The following is a 19731-nucleotide window of genomic DNA, read 5'->3' on the forward strand; positions in this document are numbered from 1 at the left end:
CCCGAATCACGACCCGCTGATGCGGGCCTCCTCGAGGTCGAAATCGCGCTCGATGCTGCGCAGCAACGTCGCATTGATACGGCCGTCGCGCCTCATCTTCAGCAGCACTGACCGCTCGACGCCGATCAGCGTGAGCCGCAACGCGCGATACCGCTCCATTTCCTTCCCTTCATCGGATTCGCCGTCGCCGCTCGGCGGGCTGAGCTCCAGTCGCCGGACCTTGGCTTCGTAGAGCGAGCGCGCGGATTTCGTTGCCTCGTCGCCGCTTTGAGCGCCGCAATGGTCGTCGAGCCAGTCCAGCGCGGCATAGGCCGCCTTGAGCCGGGCGGTGTTCTCCGCGCTGCCGAAATCCTCAGCCTGCAGACCCAGCCACCGCAGCAGCCGCGGCAGGCTGGTGCCCTGAATGAGCAAGCTTGCAACGATCACGGACGCGGCTACCACGATCACCAAATCTCGGTCGGGAAACGGCCGCCCGTCTGCAAGGCGCAAGGGAATGGCCAAGGCGGCGGCCAGCGACAGACCGCCTCGCATCCCAGCCCACGCGACGACAACGCGCTCCCGCCATGCTGGATCGTCTGTCGTGCGGCGGAACACCCGGGAGGTAACCGGACCCGACAACATCCATACCAGCCGTGACGCCAGCACGACCACGATGACCGCTGCAATAACTGCGACCACCCGCGTCGCGGGTATGCCAGGCACCCAGTGCAGCGATCTAACGAGCTGCATGCCGACCAACGTGAACAGCACGGCATTGAGGAGGAACACCAGCGCGTCGAGAAATGCGAACGCCTGCAATCGCACGCCCGGGCTGTAGATCGCGCTCAGGTGCGATCCGATGTACACGCCTGCGGTCACAGTGGCCAAGACGCCCGACAGGTGGGCGCCTTCGGCCAGCACGTACGTGAGGTACGGCGTCACCAGCGAGACGGTGATCTCTAGCATCGAGTGGTCGATCCGTCGCCGCACCTGAACCGCGAGCCAGCCGACGGCCAGTCCCAGCGCAGCGCCGCCGGCCGGAGCCGCAAGTAGCGTCACCGCAAGGGGGCCCGGGTGGACAACGCCGAGCGTCGCGAAGCCGATCGCGCCCGTGTAGAGCACCAACGCGGTGCCGTCATTGGTCAGGCCCTCGCCCTCGACGATTGTCGCGAGCCGCTCCGGCACATCAAGCCGCTTGAAGACGGAGGTCGCGGCGACTGCGTCCGTTGGCGCCACCACCGCGCCTGCCACGAGGGCGACCGCGAGCGGGACACCTGCGATTCCCATCATGACGCCCGCGACGACGGCCGTCGTCACCAACACCAGCCCCACCGACAGCAGACCGATAGGTCGCGCACTGGCCCGAAGGTCGTCTGGCGCAATGAAATACGCCGCGTAATAGAGCAAAGGCGGCAAGAACACGTAGAAGACGATCTCCGGTGCAAGATGCGGCACTTCGATCCCCGGCAACCAGGCGAGGATTGCGCCGACCGCCACCAGCAGAACTGGATAGGGCACGCCGACACGATCGGCCAGCCACACCGCGGCGATGACGGCCAACGGACCACACACCAGCAGCACGCCGAAGCCCGCTGGATTCACAACCGCACCTCCCTGAAGTCACCCTAAAGGTGTCAGCCCAGGAAACGGCGCTTCTGCTCGGTCACCTCATCGGTGGTCATCAGACCCGCGTCGGCCAGCTTGGTCAGCAGCGACTGCGCCCGCGTCGCAAGTTCCTGTAATTCGGTCGCAATCGCCGCGACCGCCTCAGTGGGCGGCTGCGGTGACGGTTTGGGGTTGTCCCGGGATGGCATCCGCACCCGCTCGTTGCCGCGACCGACCGACGCGGTGCTGCCGACCGCTCCGCCCGCCGCGCCGGCCAGACCCATGCTGCTGAAGACATTGCCGGCCCCGGCGACCTCCGGCGCCGCCACAGGGGTGGTGATGGGCAGCGTGTAGGCGGCCGGACGCAGTTCGGGCGCGGCGACCGTCCACGACGACGGCACCGACAGCCGGCCGACTTTCTGCGCTTGGCCGAGTCTGGACGGCCCCTCCGAGTCCGGGACCGCATCCGACGGCGCGCCGATGCCGCCGACGCCGTTGATGATCCACTGCGGCAGCATCGTTGCGCCGTAGCCGTTGCCCGTGAATGGCCCCTTGCCGTTGTCGTAATCGCGGTCGGCGTTGATCAGCATGCCTCGTAGGGTGGTGCCGAACGACGTCAACGACGTCGAGATGCCGACCGTGCCCACGGCAACGGCGGCGGCAGTCAGCGGAACAGTAAACAGCGGCAGCAGCAATGTCGGATCCGCCGCTGCCGGGGCGGCCGCAGCCGAAAGGCCTTGCAGCGCCCCGGGTATCGCGGCGAGCAGCCGCGTGCCATTGGACACGACCGACTGCGCGACCTGCTGTACTTCGCCGCTCGGGTTGGTCGTTGGCGGAGGCTCGGCGAACGGCGTCAGTGTCGACGCCGCGGCCGCCGAAGCAGCGTAGCCGTACATCGCCGTCGCGTCCTGGGCCCACATCTCGGCGTAGTGGGCCTCGGTGGCCGCGATCGCCGCGCTGTTCTGCCCGAGCACGTTGGTGGCAATCAGCGTCGCCAGCAGGCTGCGGTTGGCTGCGATCACCGCGGGCGGCACCGTCATCGCAAACGCGGCCTCGTAGGCCGCTGCCGCCGACCGGGCCTGGGCGGCAGTCTGTTCTGCTTGCGCGGCCGAGGCCGTCATCCAGTCCACATACGGCGTGGTCGCCGCGGTCATCTCCGCCGACGAGGCGCCCAACCACGGCCCGCCGGTCAATTCGGCGATCGAGGCCCGGTAGGACGCCGCGGTGGACTGGAGTTCGGCGGCCAGCGCGTCCCAGGCCGATGCCGCCGCCACCATCGACCCCGCCCCGGGGCCGGCATACATCCGCGCGGAGTTGATCTCCGGCGGGAGCGTCGCGAAATCCATTGTGCTGTACTGTCTTAACGTGCGGCCGCAGCGTTGGCGGCCTCGGTGGTCGCATACGCCAGCGCATTGGCGGCGAGGGTGCTGACGAGTTGCCGATGAATCGATTCGGCCTGGGTGCTGACCGCCTGATACATCTCAGCGTGAATGGCGAATTGGGCGGCGACCAGCGCCGAAACCTCGTCGGCGGCGGGCGGGGTCACCCCGGTGGTCGGCGCGGCGGCGGCGGAGTTTTGTGCACCCATGGCGGCGCCGATGCCCGCCAGGTCGGCGGCGGTTGCGCTCAGGGCCTCGGGTTGCGTGGTGACGTATAGCATCGAACTTCCTCTCTAGGGGTACTGAGACCGAGTGAGGGCGTGCGAATAACACACGCCCACAGCTGAATTGGTTGAAGAGGCCGCAAAACAGTGAAAACTCAGGGTTACCACCCCGCCTTCTCACCCGGACGGGTAGAAGCCATCAGCCGTTGCGGCAGTTGAAGGCGGGCTTCATCGCCTGAACGGGATGTTAACGACGGTCGAACCGCAGATCAACGCGGCGCGCGAAGGTTGTGCATCGCGGTGCAACTGTGGATAACCGGCAGGTGTTCGGCGATGGTCGGAGATTCTCGACGGTCCGCTGCTTCAAGGTGGCGGCATGACGACGTTGACGCGAGCCGAAATAGGCGCGCTGGGTGAGCGATTGGCAGCCGACCACCTGATCGGGCTCGGCCTGCGGATCGTGGCCCGCAATTGGCGTTGCCGCTATGGCGAACTCGATCTGATCGCCGTTGACCCGGCGGCCGACACGGTGGTGTTCGTCGAGGTCAAGACCCGCACCGGCGATGGATTCGGCGGGCTCGCGCAGGCGGTGACCGCACAGAAAGCGCGCCGATTGCGACGCCTTGCCGGCATCTGGCTGGCCGCCCAGAACCAACGGTGGGCGGCCGTGCGCATCGACGTGATCGGGGTGCGGATCGGCCGGCGGCGCACCCCGGAACTCAGCCACCTGCGGGGCGTGGGCTGATGGCACTCGGACGCGCGTTCTCGGTCGCCGTGTTGGGCCTGGACGGCCGGATCGTGGAGATCGAAGCCGACATCACGTCCGGCTTGCCCGGTGTGCATCTGGTGGGCCTGCCCGACGCCGCGCTACAGGAGTCGCGTGATCGCGTCCGTGCCGCGATCACGAATTGCAACAACGACTGGCCGATGTCGCGCCTGACGCTGGCGCTGTCACCGGCGACGCTGCCGAAGATGGGATCGGTCTACGACCTCGCGCTGGCGGCCGCGGTCTTGTCGGCGCAGCGGAAAAAGCCGTGGCGCCAACTGGAATCGGTGATAGTGCTGGGTGAATTGGCGTTGGACGGCCGGGTGCGGCCGGTGCGTGGTGTGCTGCCGGCGGTGCTGGCGGCCAAGGGCGCGGGTTGGGGAGTCGCGGTGGTCCCGCTGGACAACCTTCCCGAGGCCAGCCTGGTCGACGGCATCGAGGTCTGGGGGGTCCGCACGCTCTCGCAGCTGCTGGGCTGGCTCGGTGGTTCGGCGCGCCTGGAGGAGCGCATCACCGGACCTGCGACGGAGCCGGAGCCGCCCGCGGACCTGGCCGACGTGGTCGGGCAGGCACAGGCGCGTTTCGCAGTCGAGGTCGCCGCTGCCGGATCCCATCACATGATGTTGACCGGCCCGCCGGGGGTGGGCAAAACCATGCTGGCGCAACGCCTTCCGGGGCTCCTTCCGCCGCTGTCGCACGGTGAGTCGTTGGAGGTCACCGCGATTCACTCGGTGGCCGGTCTGCTGTCGGACGCCACGCCACTGATCACCCGGCCGCCGTTCGTTGCGCCGCATCACAGTTCCAGTGTCGCCGCGCTCGTGGGCGGCGGGTCGGGCATGGCCCGGCCCGGTGCCGTGAGTCGTGCGCACCGCGGCGTGCTGTTCCTCGACGAGTGCGCCGAGATCGGCGTCAGCTCACTGGAGGCATTGCGAACCCCGTTGGAAGAGGGCGAGATTCGACTCGCCCGCCGCGACGGGGTGGCGTGCTACCCGGCCCGCTTTCAGCTCGTGCTGGCGGCCAACCCGTGTCCGTGCGCGCCGGCCGACCCCCAAGACTGCATCTGCGCGGCCGCGGTCAAACGCCGATATCTCGGGCGTTTGTCCGGCCCCCTGCTGGACCGTGTCGATCTGCGGGTTGAGATGCACCCGGTGCGGATGAGTGTGTTCGCCAGTTCCGAACCGGAGTCGACCGGAGAGGTCCGCCGCCGCGTGACGGTGGCCCGCGATGCGGCCGCGCAGCGCTGGCGAGCGCACGGGTTTCGGACGAACGCCGAGGTCAACGGCACGCTGCTGCGGCGCCGGTTCCGCCCGGGCAACGCCGCCATGGAGCCGCTGCGGACCGCGCTGGATCGCGGCGTGCTGAGTATCCGCGGGCTGGACCGGACGTTGAGGGTCGCCTGGACACTGAGCGACTTGGCCGGCCGTACGTCGCCCGGGCGCGACGAGGTGGCCACTGCGCTGAGCTTCCGGCAGCCGGGATCCTCGCGATGACCGACGTGACGCAGCGGGCGTGGGCATACCTGTCGCGGGTCGTCGAGCCGCCCTGCACCGAGCTCGCGGCGTTGGTTGCCCGCGTTGGTCCGGTCGAGGCGGCCGAGCGCGTACGGCGAGGCCAGGTTGATGAGAATGTGGCTCGCCGGACCGAAGCAAGGCGTGAAATAGACTGTGCGGTCCAGGATCTCGAACTTCTAAACCGACGTGGTGGCCGGCTGGTTACCTCCGACGACGATGAATGGCCCGCGCTGGTCTTCACCGCGTTCGGCGGTGCCGCGGCTGCGGCGAAACCGCAGGGTGCTGCGCCCCTGGTGCTGTGGGCGCTCGGCCCGGCCAGACTCGACGACGTCACGCAGCGGGCCGCGGCCATAGTCGGAACCCGTGCGGCAACGAGTTACGGCGAGCATGTGGCCGCGGACCTGGCGGTCGGGTTGGTCGAGCGCGATGTCGCGGTCATCTCCGGCGGCGCCTACGGAATCGACGGCGCGGCCCATCGCGCGGTGCTGTCCGTCGACGGCCTCACCGCGGCAGTGCTTGCGGGCGGGCTCGATATTCCCTATCCCGCAGGGCATTCCGCGTTGCTGCATCGAATCGCCACCGACGGACTGCTTGTCACGGAATATCCGCCGGGGGTGCGTCCGGCCAGGCACCGGTTCCTGACCCGCAACAGGTTGGTGGCCGCGTTCGCCGGGGCGGCGGTCGTGGTGGAGGCGGGTCTGCGCAGCGGAGCGGCCAACACCGCCGCGTGGGCGCGGGCCCTCGGTCGCGTCGTCGGTGCGGTGCCCGGCCCGGTGACCTCCTCGGCGTCGAGCGGCTGCCACGCACTGCTGCGGGCGGGCGCCGAAGTGATCACCCGCGCGGAGGACGTCGTTGAATTGGTCGGCCGGATCGGCGAGTTGGCCTCTGAACAAACCCATCCTGTGAGCCCGCTGGACGGGTTGAGCGACGAGGAGCGACGGGTGTACGAGGCGCTTCCGGGTCGGGGGAGCGCCACGGTCGACGAGATCGCGATTGCCGCGGCGGTGGACCCGGCTCGGATTCTGGCGTCGCTGGCGATGCTGGAACTCGCTGGTCTGGCCGAGCGTGTCGACGGTTGCTGGCGGATCGTCCGGAATCGTAGACAACCTGAGCAACGGGGTGCGCCTCTATAGTCGACAGGGTCAGACCCGAAGGAGGGGAACCAGGTGCCCGGACGACCAGTGCACACGTTCGAAGTGGTGCGCACCGAACAAGTGATGTCGCACATGATTCGAGTTGTGCTGGGCGGCAACGGCTTCGACACGTTTACGCCCAGCGAATTCACCGACTCCTACGTAAAGCTGGTGTTCGTCGCAGAAGACGTCGACGTGGCCGCGCTGCCACACCCGTTGACGCTGGACTCCTTCGCCGACCTCCCGGCCGCCAAGAAGCCGGTGGTGCGGACGATCACCGTCCGATGGGCCGACCCGGTCGCCCGCGAGATTGCCGTCGACATCGCGGTGCACGGCGAGCACGGCACCGCCGGGCCCTGGGCCGCAACGGCCCAACCCGGCCAGCCGATGTACGTGATGGGCCCCAGCGGCGCCTACGCCCCCGACCCGGCAGCGGACTGGCACCTGATGGCGGGCGACGAAACCGCACTGCCAGCGATCAGCGTCGCGTTAGAAGCATTGCCTACCAACGCAATTGGCCAGGTATTCATCGAAGTCGCCGACCCGGAGGACGAAGTACCGCTGACCGCCCCTGACGGCGTGCAGATCAATTGGATTCTCCGCGGGGGGCGCGCCGATCTGGTCGGGGAGGACCGGGCCGGCGACCATGCGCCGCTGGTCGAAGCCGTCAAGACCGCGTTCTGGATGCCCGGTCAGGTGCACGCCTTCGTCCACGGCGAGGCCCAGGCCGTCATGCATAACCTGCGGCCCTACATCCGCAAAGAGCGTGGCGTCGATGCGAAATGGGCGTCCATCTCCGGCTATTGGCGGCGTGGTCGCACCGAGGAGACGTTCCGGCAGTGGAAGAAGGAGCTCGCCGCAGCCGAGGCCGGCGCCGAGTAGGGCCTCGTCAGCCCGACCGCCGGCTGGCATGCTCGTCGCATGGCATTCGGCGACTATCAGAACGAGATCTACCTCCAGGGCTTGGGCGGGGTCGTTCCCAAGCTGCCGATGATCTTCGCGGAGTGGGAGGCGAAGGCGGAAAAGGCGCTGCCGCCGTCAATCTGGTCCTACGTCGCGGGCGGGGCGGGCGACGAGCGGACGCAGCGGGCCAACGCCGAGGTTTTTCGGCAGTGGGGCCTGATGCCGCGGATGTTCGTCGGCGCCGCAGAACGTGATCTTTCCGTGGACCTGTTCGGCCTGAAACTTCCGAGCCCGCTGTTCATGGCGCCGATCGGGGTAATCGCGCTGTGCGCCCAGGACGGCCACGGCGACCTGGCCACCGCGCGGGCCGCGGCCCGCACCGGCGTACCGATGGTGATGTCGACGCTCACCGAAGATCCACTCGAGGACGTCGCCGCCGAATTCGGCGATACGCCCGGGTTTTTCCAGCTCTACACCCCGACCGACCGCGACCTGGCCGCCAGCCTCGTGCACCGCGCCGAAGCCGCAGGCTTCAAAGGGATCGTCGTCACGCTGGATACCTGGGTCACCGGCTGGCGGCCACGTGACCTGAGCACATCGAACTTTCCGCAGCTCCGCGGCAAGTGCCTGGCCAACTACACCAGCGACCCGGTGTTCCGGGCGAGCCTGGCGCAGATCCCCGAAGAGAACCCGCAGGGCGCGGTGCTGCGCTGGATACAGGTCTTCGGCAATCCGCTGACGTGGGACGACCTGCCGTGGCTGCGTTCGCTGACGACGCTGCCCCTGATCGTCAAGGGCATCTGCCATCCCGAGGACGCGCGTCGCGCCAAAGACGGTGGCGTCGACGGCATCTACTGCTCCAACCACGGCGGCCGCCAGGCCAACGGGGGAATCCCGGCATTGGACTGCCTGCCGGGCGTGGTGGAGGCCGCCGACGGGTTGCCAGTGCTGTTCGACTCCGGTGTTCGCAGCGGCGCCGACGTCGTGAAAGCGCTGGCGCTGGGCGCGACCGCGGTCGGGATCGGTCGGCCCTACGCCTACGGCCTGGCGCTCGACGGGGTCGACGGCATCGTGCACGTGCTGCGGTCGCTGCTGGCCGAAGCCGACCTGACGATGGCCGTCGACGGCTACCCGACGCTGAAAGATCTCACTCCGGACACCCTGCGGCGCGTCATCTGACTCATGCCGCGCGCCTCTGCGACCGTGAGGTAGTGGAGGCGATCCTCGACGAGTTCGACAGCTACCTGGACCTGCAGTGTCTGCGTTCGGCGCACACCCGCCGCGCGTACCTCGGCGACCTGCGGTCGCTGTTCGCGTTTCTCGACGAGCAGGGCAGGGGACTGGCGGACTTGAGCCTGCCGATTCTGCGGGCGTGGCTGGCCGCGGGCGCAGGCGCCGGTGCGGCCCGCGCCACGCTGGCGCGCCGCACATCGGCGGTCAAGACCTTCACCGCGTGGGCGGTGCGCCGCGGACTGCTGGCCGGTGATCCCGCGACTCGGCTGCAGGTGCCCAAGGCGCGACGGGCCCTACCGGCGGTGTTGCGGCAGGACCAGGCGCTCGCCGCCATGTCGGCGGCCAAATCCGGTTCACAGCAAGGGGATCCGCTGGCCTTGCGCGACCGACTGATCGTCGAGTTGTTGTACGCCACCGGGATCCGGGTCAGTGAGCTGTGCGGCCTCGATGTCGACGACGTCGACCACTCGCATCGGATACTGCGGGTGCTCGGCAAGGGCAACAAGCAGCGCAGCGTCCCGTACGGGGAGCCGGCCGCCGGCGCACTGCGGGCATGGCTGGACGACGGGCGGCCGGAGCTGGCCAACGCGGAATCGGGCCCGGCGTTGCTGCTGGGGGCGCGGGGGCGGCGGCTCGACGTGCGGCAGGCGCGCACCGTCGTCCACCAGACCGTGGCCGCGGTCGACGGCGCACCCGACATGGGCCCGCACGGTCTACGGCACAGCGCCGCAACGCATCTCCTCGAAGGAGGCGCCGACCTGCGCGTCGTCCAGGAACTGCTGGGCCACTCCAGCCTGGCCACCACGCAGCTCTACACCCACGTGACCGTCGCCCGCCTGCGCGCGGTCCACGACCAGGCTCACCCGCGCGCCTGAGTCACACAGGCCTCAGCGGCCTCTCCGGGCGGCGGCATCCGACGTGCCCACCTCGCAGCGACAACGGCGGTGAACACTCAAGTTGTCGCTCGAAGGTGGGCACAAAGCCCGCCCCGACCTGGCGGGCTGCGGCTAGCCGTGCAGCGGCTTGAGCCGAATCGGCGTCGACGCCAACAAACCCAGCGGATCGACGTAGTCGGCGTGCGAGGCCGGCCCCCACATCGCGCCCCAGTGCAGGCATACGGCAACCGGGCAGCCCGAATGCCCGGTCAGCAGCTCGCCGACCACTGCACCGGTCGTCACGTGCTGCCCGACCCTGACCGCCGCGCGCACCGGCTCGTAGCTGGTGTGCAAACCTCCTGGGTGGGCCAGCGACACCAGCGGGCGTCCGGCCAGCGTCCCGGCGTACACCACGGTCGCGTCACCGGCGGCGTATACCGGCTGCCCGGCCGTGCCGGCCAGGTCGACGCCGCGGTGGCCGCGGTTCCAGTTCGGCGACGGGGCGTCGAAACCCCTCACCACGGCCGGCGGTGGGCGCAGCGGCCAGTGCAGCCGGACGTCGTCGGCGCGGGCCGGCAGCGCGCAGATCAGCGTCACGGCACACGCAAAAGCCCATCGCACCTGGTCAGTTCATCGCGGTGCCGGCGAACGGGCCAGCCAGCGCTGTGGACAAAGCACCTGGCCGGACCGTGTAAACTGCTCTGCGCAGCCCGTATTACGAGCTGACTTCGCGCGTCTGCATCGCGTCTCCCGTTCCACTAGGAGTTCGCACCGCGTGTCGGGCGGTCCCGTCTCACAGCTTTACCGGCGGGTTCGGCATCGCAGCAGGCGCCAGGGCCCGACTTCACCCGTCGTTGGGCACACAACCGACAAAAAGGACATGGGCCACTATGGCTGTCGTAACCATGAAGCAGCTGCTCGACAGCGGCACCCACTTCGGGCATCAGACCCGTCGCTGGAACCCCAAGATGAAGCGGTTCATCTTCACTGACCGCAACGGCATCTACATCATCGACCTGCAGCAGACGCTGACCTTCATCGACAAGGCGTACGAGTTCGTCAAAGAGACCGTCGCCCACGGTGGAACGGTCTTGTTCGTCGGCACCAAGAAGCAGGCCCAGGAATCCATCGCCGACGAGGCGACCCGCGTCGGCATGCCCTATGTCAACCAGCGCTGGCTGGGCGGCATGCTGACCAACTTCTCCACCGTGCACAAGCGTCTGCAGCGCCTCAAGGAGCTCGAGGCGATGGAGCAGACCGGCGGCTTCGAAGGCCGGACCAAGAAGGAAATCCTCGGTCTGACCCGCGAGAAGAACAAGCTGGAGCGCAGCCTCGGCGGTATTCGCGACATGGCGAAGGTTCCGTCGGCGGTCTGGGTTGTCGACACCAACAAGGAGCACATCGCCGTCGGCGAGGCCCGCAAGCTGGGCATCCCGGTCATCGCGATCCTCGACACCAACTGCGACCCGGACCTGGTCGACTACCCGATCCCGGGCAACGACGACGCGATCCGCTCGGCGGCGCTGCTGACCAAGGTGATCGCGGCGGCGGTCGCCGAGGGCCTGCAGGCTCGGGCCGGCGTGGGCCGCGGCGACGGCAAGCCCGATGCCGACGGTGCCGAGCCGCTGGCCGAATGGGAGCAGGAACTGCTCGCTTCGGCAACCGCTACCGCCGCGCCGGCCGAGCAGGCCGCCGCGTCAGAACCAATCACGGAAGGCTGAGATGCCCAACTTCACCGCTGCTGACGTCAAGCGTCTTCGGGAGCTGACCGGCGCCGGAATGCTCGACTGCAAGAATGCGCTGTCCGAGAGCGAAGGCGACTTCGACAAGGCTGTCGAGGCGCTGCGGATCAAGGGCGCCAAGGACGTCGGCAAGAGGGCCGAGCGGGCGACCGCCGAGGGCCTGGTGGCGGCCAAGGACGGCGCGCTGATCGAGCTGAACAGCGAGACCGACTTCGTCGCCAAGAACGCCGAGTTCCAGAAGGTCGCCGAGGAGATCGTGACGGCCGCCGCGGCGGCCAAGGCGACCGACGTCGACGCCCTCAAGGCGGCCAAGGTCGGCGACAGGACGGTCGAGCAGGTCATCGCCGAGCTCTCGGCCAAGATCGGCGAGAAGCTCGAACTGCGCCGGGTCGCCTACTTCGACGGCACGGTCGAGACCTACCTGCACAAGCGGGCGGCGGACCTGCCGCCGGGCGTCGGCGTGCTGGTCGAGTATCAAGCCGGCGAGCACGCCGGTTCAGCTAGCGAAGCCGCGCACGCCGCCGCGCTGCAGATCGCTGCGCTCAAGGCGCGCTACCTGTCCCGCGACGACGTGCCCGAGGACGTGGTGGCCAGCGAGCGCCGCATCGCCGAGGAGACGGCGAAGGAAGAGGGCAAGCCGGAGCAGGCGTTGCCCAAGATCGTCGAGGGCCGGCTGAACGGCTTCTTCAAGGACGTCGTGCTGCTCGAGCAGCCGTCGGTCTCCGACAGCAAGAAGACCGTCAAGGCGCTGCTCGACGAGGCCGGCGTCACCGTGACGCGGTTTGTCCGTTTCGAGGTCGGCCAGCAGTAGCATCAGCCGGATGCGAGTACACGCATTCGGTGACGACGCGCTCGGTCACCTCGACGCCGTTGGCCTGATCGACGCCCTGAACTCCGGCCGGGTAAGCCGGGCTGAGGTCGTCCACGCGGCCATCGCCCGCACCGAGGCCGTCAACCCAACGCTGAACGGCTTGGCGTACGAGGCCTTCGACCGGGCCCGCGCCCAGGCCGAGGCGCCGCCGGAGGACGGGTTCTTCAGTGGCGTGCCGACGTTTGTCAAAGACAACGTCGACGTCGCGGGGCTGCCGACGATGCGCGGCACCGACGCGTGGCCGCCGCGCCCGGCCGGCGCCGACGGCGAGTTCACCCAGGTGTTCCTGGGCACCGGGCTGACGTCGTTGGGTAAGACCCGGATGTCGGAGTACGGCTTCAGCGCCTCGGCCGAGCATCCACGGCTCGGGCCGGTGCGCAACCCGTGGAACACCGATCACACCGCCGGCGCGTCGTCGTCGGGTTCCGGCGCCTTCGTCGCCGCGGGCGTGGTGCCGATCGCCCATGCCAACGACGGCGGCGGCTCGATTCGAATCCCCGCGTCCTGCAACGGACTTGTCGGCCTGAAGCCGTCGCGCGGCCGGTTGCCGCTGGACAAAGAGGTGCGGCAGATGCCGATCCGCATCGTCGCCAACGGAATGGTCAGCCGATCGGTGCGGGATACCGCGGCGTTCTACCGTGAGGCCGAGCGCCTTTGGCCCGCAAAGAAACTCCCGCCGATCGGCGACGTCCAACACCCCGGGAAACAGCGGCTGCGGATAGCCGTCATCACCCACTCCCTGCTGCGCGAGTCCAGCCCCGAAGTCAAGGAGCTGACCCTGAAATCCGCGGGGCTGCTCGAAGAACTGGGCCACCGGGTCGACTATCTCGAAAAGCCGCCGGTACCAAACAGTTTCGTGTCCGATTTCGTGCTGTACTGGGGCTTGCTGGCGATGGGGCAGATCCAGCAGAACAAGCGAACCTTCGATGGTTTTGACGTGACCCGGCTGGACAATCTGTCGCGGGGGCTGGACCGGCACGCGCGACGCAATCTGCACAAGGTCCCACTGGCGCTGATCCGGCTGTCCCGCACTCGGCGGTACACGATGCGTTTGGCCGGAAGCTACGACGTAGTGCTGACGCCGACGCTGGCCGACGAACCGCCGCAGATCGGCTTTCTCGACCCGATGGCCGACTACCAGCAGATCATCGACCGCCTGCAAGATTGGGTCGCCTTCACTCCTTTGCACAACATCACGGGGGAGCCGGCCATCTCGTTGCCGCTGGCGTTGTCCGCCAACGGATTACCGATTGGGCTGATGTTCTCCGCGACGCTCGGCCACGAAGCCCGCTTGTTGGAACTGGCGTACGAACTCGAAGACGCCCGACCGTGGGCGCGCATCGACCAGCAGGCTTAGTCGGGTCCCAGCGTCGCCAGCATCCGTTTGAACTCGCGCTGCTGAGGCGCCGACAGCTTGGCCAACACCCGGGCGTCGGCGTCCCGTACCGCCGCCTCGGCGCGCTTCAACAGGGTGCGACCGTCCGCGGTGAGGGACGCGGGCAGCGCCCGCCCGGAGGCGACCGAGGCGGGCCGGGTCACTATGTTGGCATTCTCCAGCCTGTGCAGCACCGTGTTCATCGCTTGCGGTGAGACGTTACCGAGCCGCGCGAGTTCCGCGCTGGACAGCCCTGGGCTCATGGAAAGCATTCGCATGCAGACGAATTCGGGCAGGCTCAGGCTCAGCGGGCTGAGCGCGGCCGCAACCTCCGGCCGCAGTGTTGCCATCACTTGAAACAGCAAGTACCCAAGTGGCGCGTCTTCGGTCGTCCCCATATCAACGATGTTGACACATATCAGCCTGATTGATATACCTGGGGTATGACTGAGACACAGAAATTCGATTTCGATTTCGATCCGGCCTACCGCGGCGAGGCCGCCCAGTTCGGCGCGGGAGCGCGGCCGCCGTGGAGCCTGGGGGAGCCACAGCCTGAGATCGCCGCGCTCATCGACCAGGGCAAGATCAAGGGCGACGTACTCGACGCCGGCTGCGGCGAGGCGGCGTTCGGGCTACGCATGGCGGCGTTGGGCCACAACGTGGTTGGGCTGGATGCCTCGCCCACCGCGATCAAGCTGGCCAAGGAGCACGCCGCCGCGCAGGGACTGACCAACGTCTTTTTCGACGTCGCCGACATCTCGTCTTTTACCGGCTACGACGGTCGCTTCGACACCATCGTGGACAGCACTCTGTTTCACTCGATGCCCGTCGAGCTGCGCGAGGGCTACCAACGCTCGATCGTGCGGGCCGCAGCGCCGGGGGCCTCGTATTACGTGTTGGTGTTCGCCAAGACCGGCGACGGCGGTCCCGCCAACCCGGTCACCGAAGCCGAGTTGCGTGAGGTCGTCTCGAAGTACTGGGTCATCGACGAGATCCGGCCGGCCAGGATTCACGGCAATTTCCCCCAGGCCATCGGCCCGGAGTTCCCGTTCAAGGGTGTCCGCGACGAGGCCAACGGGCGCAAATCGGTGCCGGCCTGGCTGCTCTCCGCCCACCTGGGTTAAGCCGCGGGCGGCGGACGCCGTTACGTCCCGAGAAGTTGACAGAACTCCTCGATGTGCGCGAGCACATCGAGGAGTTCGTCGTATACCGCCGCGGCGCCGGCGTGTTCCAGCGCCTCGCGCCCGATACCGCCACTGAGCACCGCCGCGGCCGGTACGCCGGCTCGTCGGGCCGCCTTCATGTCCCACACGGCGTCGCCGAGAAAGATCGCGTCGGCGGGGTCGGCATCGATGCGTTGCAGCGCGGTGGTGACGATGTCGGGATCGGGCTTTGCCCGCTCGGTGTCGGCCGCCGACGTCACCGCTGAAATCAGCTCCTCGGCATCGAGCGTGTCACGCAATACTGCTAGTTCCTCCGGGCCGGCCGACGTCGCGAGCACCGCCCGCCAGCCCCGCTCCGCGATCGCCTCGAGCAGCTCATGCGTGCCGGGAAGGCGACGCACCAGCGCCGCAGAGTCGACGAAATAGCTGGTGTGCAGTTTCTTCACCTGTGTGCCGTGTGTGTGCGCCCGGTCGTCACCGAGCAGCGTGCGGACGAGTTCGTCTCCTGACCGGCCGATCAGGCCGAGGATTCGCCAGCACGGAACCTCGATGCCGACGTCCAAGAATGCGCGGTGCCACGCGGCGACGTGATGGAAGTTGGAGTCGACCAACGTGCCGTCGACATCGAACAGGACTGCGGGCTGGACCATTGACGTAGACCTTTCCGTTGATTCGCGGCACGTGGTGGGTACCCCGCCCTTGGCACGAATAACGCCGCCAGTCCCACAGCCAACCGGGATCTGCGGATCACCCAGCGGATGCGTGGGTAGTCGCTGGCGGGAAGTCTCGAAGGGGTGGGTGTCAGTGGTGGACGTGCGGCAAGTTGCCGGCGATGCGGTGGGGCGTGCACACGACGAGGCCGCGGCCTATCGGGGCGATGAGCCGCGTCCGTTGAGCGGCTACGTGACCATCCTGGGTGTCTTCAGCAGCCTGCTCGCGCTGGCCGGGGTTCCCGCGCTGACCACTGGGCGTAAACTCCCCGAACGGTGGCAGGTGCAGGACTTGGTGACGGTTGCCGTTGGCGCCCAAAAGCTTTCGCGCGCGCTCAGCAAGGACGCGGTGACCAGTCCGATCCGGGCTCCGTTCGCCCATTACGCGGGCACCTCCGGTCCGGCCGAAGTGCACGAGGAGGCACGCCGCTCGACCCCGTTCCGGCACAGCTTGGGAGAGCTGTTGACGTGTCCGTTCTGCCTGGACATGTGGATCGTGACGGTATTCGTCATCGGATTGATCTACGCGCCGAGGTTCACCCGTTTGATTGCAGGGGGTTTCACGGCGTTGGCCGGAGCCGACTTTCTGCAACTTGCCTACGCGAAAGCGCAGCAGGCGGCCGAGGCGTAACGCCCGCGCGCCGGAGAGGTAGCTATGCCGAAAACGACAAAGGGTGGTAAGCCCAAGACCGACGAATTGCCCAGCACTGTGCGGCGGTCGAATGCCAAGGCGCAGCGCACGTTCGCCAAGGCGCACGATGCCGGCGCCGATCAGTACGGCAGTGAATCGCGCGCCCACCGCGTCGCGTATTCGGCGCTCAAGCGCAGCTTCGAAAAAGTCGGTGACCGATGGCTGCCCAAGAAAAAGAAGGGCCCCTCCGATGCGCGGGCCGAGCGGGGAGGCTTGCACAACCCGATTCCATCGGAGGAGGGTGTCGACGCCAACGCCAGCAAGAAGCATCTGCTCGACGTGGCCCGCCGCCTCGACATTCCCGGCCGCTCGACGATGGACAAGGCGCAGCTGGTCGACGCGATCAAAAAGCACAACCGCCAAGCTCGGGGTAAATAAGCGCCCCAACGAATTCGGTCTCTCCACTGCAGAAGGGAGCGCGGAATGGCGCCGAAGGACTCAGATGCGAAGCAGGAACAGCTCGAGGAGCACCGGGTCGACACCGCCACCGGCTACCTGACCACCCAGCAGGGCGTTCGCGTCGACCACACCGACGACTCACTGACGGTTGGCCAACGCGGCCCGACGCTGCTGGAGGACTTCCACGCCCGGGAAAAGATCAACCACTTCGACCACGAGCGAATCCCGGAACGGGTGGTGCACGCCCGCGGCGCGGGCGCGTACGGATACTTCGAACCGTACGACGATGCGCTGGCCACGTATACCGCGGCGAAATTTCTGACGACACCCGGGCAGCGGACGCCGGTGTTCGTCCGGTTCTCCACGGTGGCCGGCTCGCGCGGATCGGCGGACACCGTACGCGACGTACGGGGCTTCGCCACCAAGTTCTACACCGAACAAGGCAACTACGACCTTGTCGGCAACAACTTCCCGGTGTTCTTCATTCAGGACGGCATCAAATTCCCCGACTTCGTGCACGCGGTTAAACCGGAGCCGCACAACGAGATTCCGCAAGCGCAGTCGGCGCACGACACGTTGTGGGACTTCGTCTCGCTGCAGCCCGAGACACTGCATACGATTCTGTGGCTGATGTCGGATCGGGCATTGCCCCGCAGTTATCGAATGATGCAAGGCTTCGGCGTGCATACGTTCCGCTTCGTGAACGCCAAAGGCGAAGGGACATTCGTCAAGTTTCACTGGAAACCGCGACTCGGCGTGCACTCGCTGATCTGGGACGAATGCCAGAAGGTTGCCGGCAAAGATCCCGACTTCAACCGGCGTGACCTGTGGGACGCCATCGAGGCCGGTCAATACCCGGAATGGGAACTCGGCGTTCAGCTGGTGCCGGAAAGCGACGAATTCAACTTTGCGTTCGATCTGCTCGATGCGACGAAAATCATTCCCGAAGAACAAGTTCCGGTGCAACCGGTGGGCAAGATGGTGCTCAACCGCAACCCGGACAACTTCTTCGCTGAAACCGAGCAGGTCGCTTTCTGCACCGCCAACGTGGTCCCCGGCATCGACTTCACCAACGACCCGTTGCTGCAGGCCCGTAACTTCTCCTACCTCGACACCCAGCTGATCCGGTTGGGTGGTCCGAATTTCGCTCACCTACCGGTGAATCGGCCGGTCGCCGATGTTCGCAACAACCAACGGGACGGCTACGGCCAGACCAGAATTCCGGTGGGCAAGACCAGCTACTACAAGAACTCACTGGGCGGGGGATGCCCAGCGCTGGCCGACGAGAACGTGTTCCGGCACTACACCGAAAAGGTGGAGGCCCATAAGATCCGGCAACGGGCCAGCAGTTTTCAGGATTACTACAGCCAGGCGCGGATGTTCTGGAAGAGCATGTCAGCGGTCGAGGCCAAGCACATTGTCGCGGCCTTCGCCTTCGAGCTCGGTCACGTCGAGACCGTCGAAATCCGTTCGCGTGTCATCGATCAGCTGAACCTGGTCGATCACGATCTCGCAACCCGGGTCGCTGGAGAGCTCGGCCTGCCGGTGCCGGCCGAGCAAAAGGTCGATGACAAGATGCCCGCGTCCCCGGCCCTGTCGCAACTCCGCACCGTCACCGACAGCATCGAAACCCGCAAGGTTGCCGTGCTGGCCGCCGACGGCGTGGACGTGCGCGGGGTCGAACGCCTCGTCGAGGCGCTGCGCAAGCGGGGTGCGATCGCCGAGGTGCTAGCTCCGACCGCCGGCGGCACGTTGGCCGGGGGATCGGGCGGCGAGATCCCGGTGGACCGATCCTTTACCAGCGTGGCGTCGGTGCTTTACGACGCCGTCGTGGTGCCATGCGGACCGAAAGCCATGGAGACGCTCGGCAACGACGGGTACGCGGTGCACTTCGTCACCGAGGCCTACAAACACCTCAAAGCGGTAGCGGCGTTCGGGGCGGGCATTGACCTACTTCGCAAGGCCGGCGTCAACGAATCGCTGGCCGACGGCGAGGAGGTCGTGACGTCGGCGGGCGTGGTGTCTTCCACCGCCGCCGAAGACTCGCTCCCGGACCAATTCTTCGACGACTTTGCCTCCGAGCTCGCCAAGCATCGTGCCTGGGATCGGGAGACCGATTCCGTCCCGGCCTGATCGCCAGCATCCGAATTGTTGAATACTTCACGCCGGGCGGGGTAATTGAGCGGGTATGACTTCTAGCGATCACCGACCCGCAGAGGTGCGCGAGCAAGCGCAATTGCATGCCGAGCAGGCGCGCACCGCAATGGAAGATCGGCGCGCGGCGCAGGACGGCGGGCTGAGTGGATGGGTTGCCGAGCGCGCTGGGGAGTGGGATCTTGCCGGTCCGGACGACGAAGCGCTGCACCGTCAGAAATTCTTCTGGAACCTGCTGGTGGACTATTGGTTTCGGATGGAAATCGACGGATGGGAAAATATCGGTGAACCGCCCGCCCTGCTGATCGGCATCCACTCGGGTGCTCCGTTCGTCTGGGACGCCTGGACTGTCGGCCTGCAGTGGTGGCGTCGGTTCGGCTCGGAGCGGATATTGCACGGCACCGCCCACGATGCGCTGATGGCGATCCCGGGGTTCGGTCGGTACTTCCGGTCGATGGGGGTATTGCCCGCGGCCGCCGATGCCGTATCCACCGCACTGGCCGAAGGACACGACGTAGCGCTGTGGCCGGGCGGGGAAGTCGATTCCCTTCGGCCGTGGCGTGAACGCGACCGGGCTAACTTGGCCGGGCGCAAGGGCTTTGTGAAGATGGCCATCCGCGCCGGCGTTCCGATCGTGCCGATCGCGACGGTCGGCGGCGCCGACGCCATGCCGGTTCTGATTCGCGGCGACCAGCTTTCGCGTGCGCTACGGCTGGATAAGCTGTTGCGGCTCAAGGTGTTTCCGATAGCGATTTCGCTGCCCTGGGGAATCGCCCCCGCCGCGCTGCCACAACTGCCGTTGCCGGCCAAGATCCGCACGCGCTTCATGCCCCCGGTCGAGCTGGACACCGATCCGGATCGAGCCGAGGACGACGACTACGTCGACCGTAAGTATCACGAGGTGCAGGACAGTATTCAGCACGGGATGGACGCGCTGTCGCGCAAGCGAGCGCTACCGCTGTTCGGCTGACTGATCGCACGCGACATGCAAAAGGGGCCCGGTCCGGAATGGATCGGG

The 19731-nt window shown here is 67.4% G+C and carries 20 protein-coding genes and 1 riboswitch; of the genes, 14 read left to right on the forward strand and 6 right to left on the reverse strand.

Translation table 11 applies throughout. The features are described from left to right. Positions 1-6: 6 nt before the first annotated feature. The 3 genes from A5658_RS11465 to A5658_RS11475 are packed head-to-tail and all read right to left on the reverse strand — an operon-like array spanning position 7 to position 3244. Positions 7-1581 (reverse strand): Na+/H+ antiporter, encoded by a 1575-nt coding sequence (locus A5658_RS11465; RefSeq protein ID WP_067334302.1) that lies wholly within the window; start codon positions 1579-1581, stop codon positions 7-9. Between the two features lie 32 nt (positions 1582-1613). Then, a complete protein-coding gene (locus A5658_RS11470; RefSeq protein ID WP_067334305.1) occupies positions 1614-2930 on the reverse strand; it encodes a PPE family protein in 1317 nt (438 codons plus the stop codon). A gap of 14 nt (positions 2931-2944) precedes the next feature. Continuing rightward, the gene (locus A5658_RS11475; RefSeq protein ID WP_067334308.1) at positions 2945-3244 is read right to left on the reverse strand and encodes a PE family protein; all 300 of its coding nucleotides are present in this window, start codon (positions 3242-3244) and stop codon (positions 2945-2947) included. A gap of 126 nt (positions 3245-3370) precedes the next feature. Next, positions 3371-3432: riboswitch (Fluoride riboswitch) on the reverse strand. Between the two features lie 131 nt (positions 3433-3563). Here A5658_RS11475 and A5658_RS11480 point away from each other — a divergent pair. From A5658_RS11480 to A5658_RS11505, 6 genes are read left to right on the forward strand one after another with little or no spacing between them, the layout of a single operon-like run. Further along, a complete protein-coding gene (locus A5658_RS11480) occupies positions 3564-3932 on the forward strand; it encodes a YraN family protein (RefSeq protein ID WP_067334310.1) in 369 nt (122 codons plus the stop codon). Beyond that, the gene (locus A5658_RS11485) at positions 3932-5443 is read left to right on the forward strand and encodes a YifB family Mg chelatase-like AAA ATPase (RefSeq protein ID WP_067334312.1); all 1512 of its coding nucleotides are present in this window, start codon (positions 3932-3934) and stop codon (positions 5441-5443) included. The genes A5658_RS11480 and A5658_RS11485 overlap by 1 nt, the downstream gene beginning before the upstream one ends. After that, entirely contained in the window at positions 5440-6597 is a 1158-nt protein-coding gene (dprA, locus tag A5658_RS11490) for a DNA-processing protein DprA (RefSeq protein ID WP_067334317.1), read from the forward strand. Before A5658_RS11485 ends, dprA begins: the two co-directional genes overlap by 4 nt. Positions 6598-6630: 33 nt before the next feature. Beyond that, a complete protein-coding gene (locus A5658_RS11495) occupies positions 6631-7479 on the forward strand; it encodes a siderophore-interacting protein (protein ID WP_067334320.1) in 849 nt (282 codons plus the stop codon). 39 nt (positions 7480-7518) lie between these two features. Then, a complete protein-coding gene (locus A5658_RS11500) occupies positions 7519-8679 on the forward strand; it encodes a lactate 2-monooxygenase (protein WP_067334323.1) in 1161 nt (386 codons plus the stop codon). 32 nt (positions 8680-8711) lie between these two features. After that, positions 8712-9608, forward strand: coding sequence for a tyrosine recombinase XerC (locus A5658_RS11505; protein ID WP_067334326.1), 897 nt, complete (start codon positions 8712-8714; stop codon positions 9606-9608). A 132-nt stretch (positions 9609-9740) separates the two neighbouring features. Here the strand turns inward: A5658_RS11505 and A5658_RS11510 are convergent, their stop codons facing one another. Next, on the reverse strand, positions 9741-10229 hold the full coding sequence (locus A5658_RS11510; protein ID WP_067334331.1) for a M23 family metallopeptidase: 489 nt from the start codon (positions 10227-10229) through the stop codon (positions 9741-9743). 269 nt (positions 10230-10498) lie between these two features. On the opposite strand from A5658_RS11510, the gene rpsB reads away from it, so the two are divergent. The 3 genes from rpsB to A5658_RS11525 are packed head-to-tail and all read left to right on the forward strand — an operon-like array spanning position 10499 to position 13578. Further along, positions 10499-11329 carry a 30S ribosomal protein S2 gene (rpsB, locus tag A5658_RS11515; RefSeq protein WP_067334334.1) on the forward strand — a complete coding sequence of 277 codons (831 nt, stop codon included), beginning with the start codon at positions 10499-10501 and terminating at the stop codon, positions 11327-11329. 1 nt (position 11330) lies between these two features. Further along, complete coding sequence (gene tsf, locus A5658_RS11520; RefSeq protein ID WP_067334337.1) at positions 11331-12161, forward strand: translation elongation factor Ts; 831 nt, start codon at positions 11331-11333, stop codon at positions 12159-12161. 10 nt (positions 12162-12171) lie between these two features. Continuing rightward, positions 12172-13578: an amidase gene (locus A5658_RS11525; RefSeq protein WP_067334340.1), complete on the forward strand. Its 1407-nt coding sequence runs from the start codon at positions 12172-12174 to the stop codon at positions 13576-13578. On the opposite strand, the gene A5658_RS11530 is transcribed toward A5658_RS11525, so the two are convergent. After that, positions 13575-13994 (reverse strand): MarR family winged helix-turn-helix transcriptional regulator, encoded by a 420-nt coding sequence (locus A5658_RS11530; RefSeq protein ID WP_067334343.1) that lies wholly within the window; start codon positions 13992-13994, stop codon positions 13575-13577. The genes A5658_RS11525 and A5658_RS11530 overlap by 4 nt on opposite strands. Positions 13995-14039: 45 nt before the next feature. On the opposite strand from A5658_RS11530, the gene A5658_RS11535 reads away from it, so the two are divergent. Continuing rightward, entirely contained in the window at positions 14040-14720 is a 681-nt protein-coding gene (locus A5658_RS11535; protein WP_067334345.1) for a class I SAM-dependent methyltransferase, read from the forward strand. Between the two features lie 20 nt (positions 14721-14740). Here the strand turns inward: A5658_RS11535 and A5658_RS11540 are convergent, their stop codons facing one another. Beyond that, positions 14741-15409, reverse strand: a complete 669-nt coding sequence (locus A5658_RS11540; protein WP_067334357.1) for an HAD family hydrolase — start codon at positions 15407-15409, stop codon at positions 14741-14743. A 154-nt stretch (positions 15410-15563) separates the two neighbouring features. On the opposite strand from A5658_RS11540, the gene A5658_RS11545 reads away from it, so the two are divergent. The 4 genes from A5658_RS11545 to A5658_RS11560 are packed head-to-tail and all read left to right on the forward strand — an operon-like array spanning position 15564 to position 19683. Then, on the forward strand, positions 15564-16100 hold the full coding sequence (locus A5658_RS11545; protein WP_067334359.1) for a DUF1360 domain-containing protein: 537 nt from the start codon (positions 15564-15566) through the stop codon (positions 16098-16100). A 24-nt stretch (positions 16101-16124) separates the two neighbouring features. Then, positions 16125-16538, forward strand: coding sequence for a ChaB family protein (locus A5658_RS11550; RefSeq protein WP_067334361.1), 414 nt, complete (start codon positions 16125-16127; stop codon positions 16536-16538). 45 nt (positions 16539-16583) lie between these two features. Next, positions 16584-18692, forward strand: a complete 2109-nt coding sequence (locus tag A5658_RS11555) for a catalase (protein WP_067334364.1) — start codon at positions 16584-16586, stop codon at positions 18690-18692. A gap of 55 nt (positions 18693-18747) precedes the next feature. After that, positions 18748-19683: a lysophospholipid acyltransferase family protein gene (locus A5658_RS11560; protein WP_067334367.1), complete on the forward strand. Its 936-nt coding sequence runs from the start codon at positions 18748-18750 to the stop codon at positions 19681-19683. The last annotated feature ends 48 nt before the right edge of the window (positions 19684-19731 follow it).

Origin of the sequence: Mycobacterium sp. 1245111.1, from assembly GCF_001673405.1 — a bacterium.
Taxonomy (GTDB): domain Bacteria; phylum Actinomycetota; class Actinomycetes; order Mycobacteriales; family Mycobacteriaceae; genus Mycobacterium.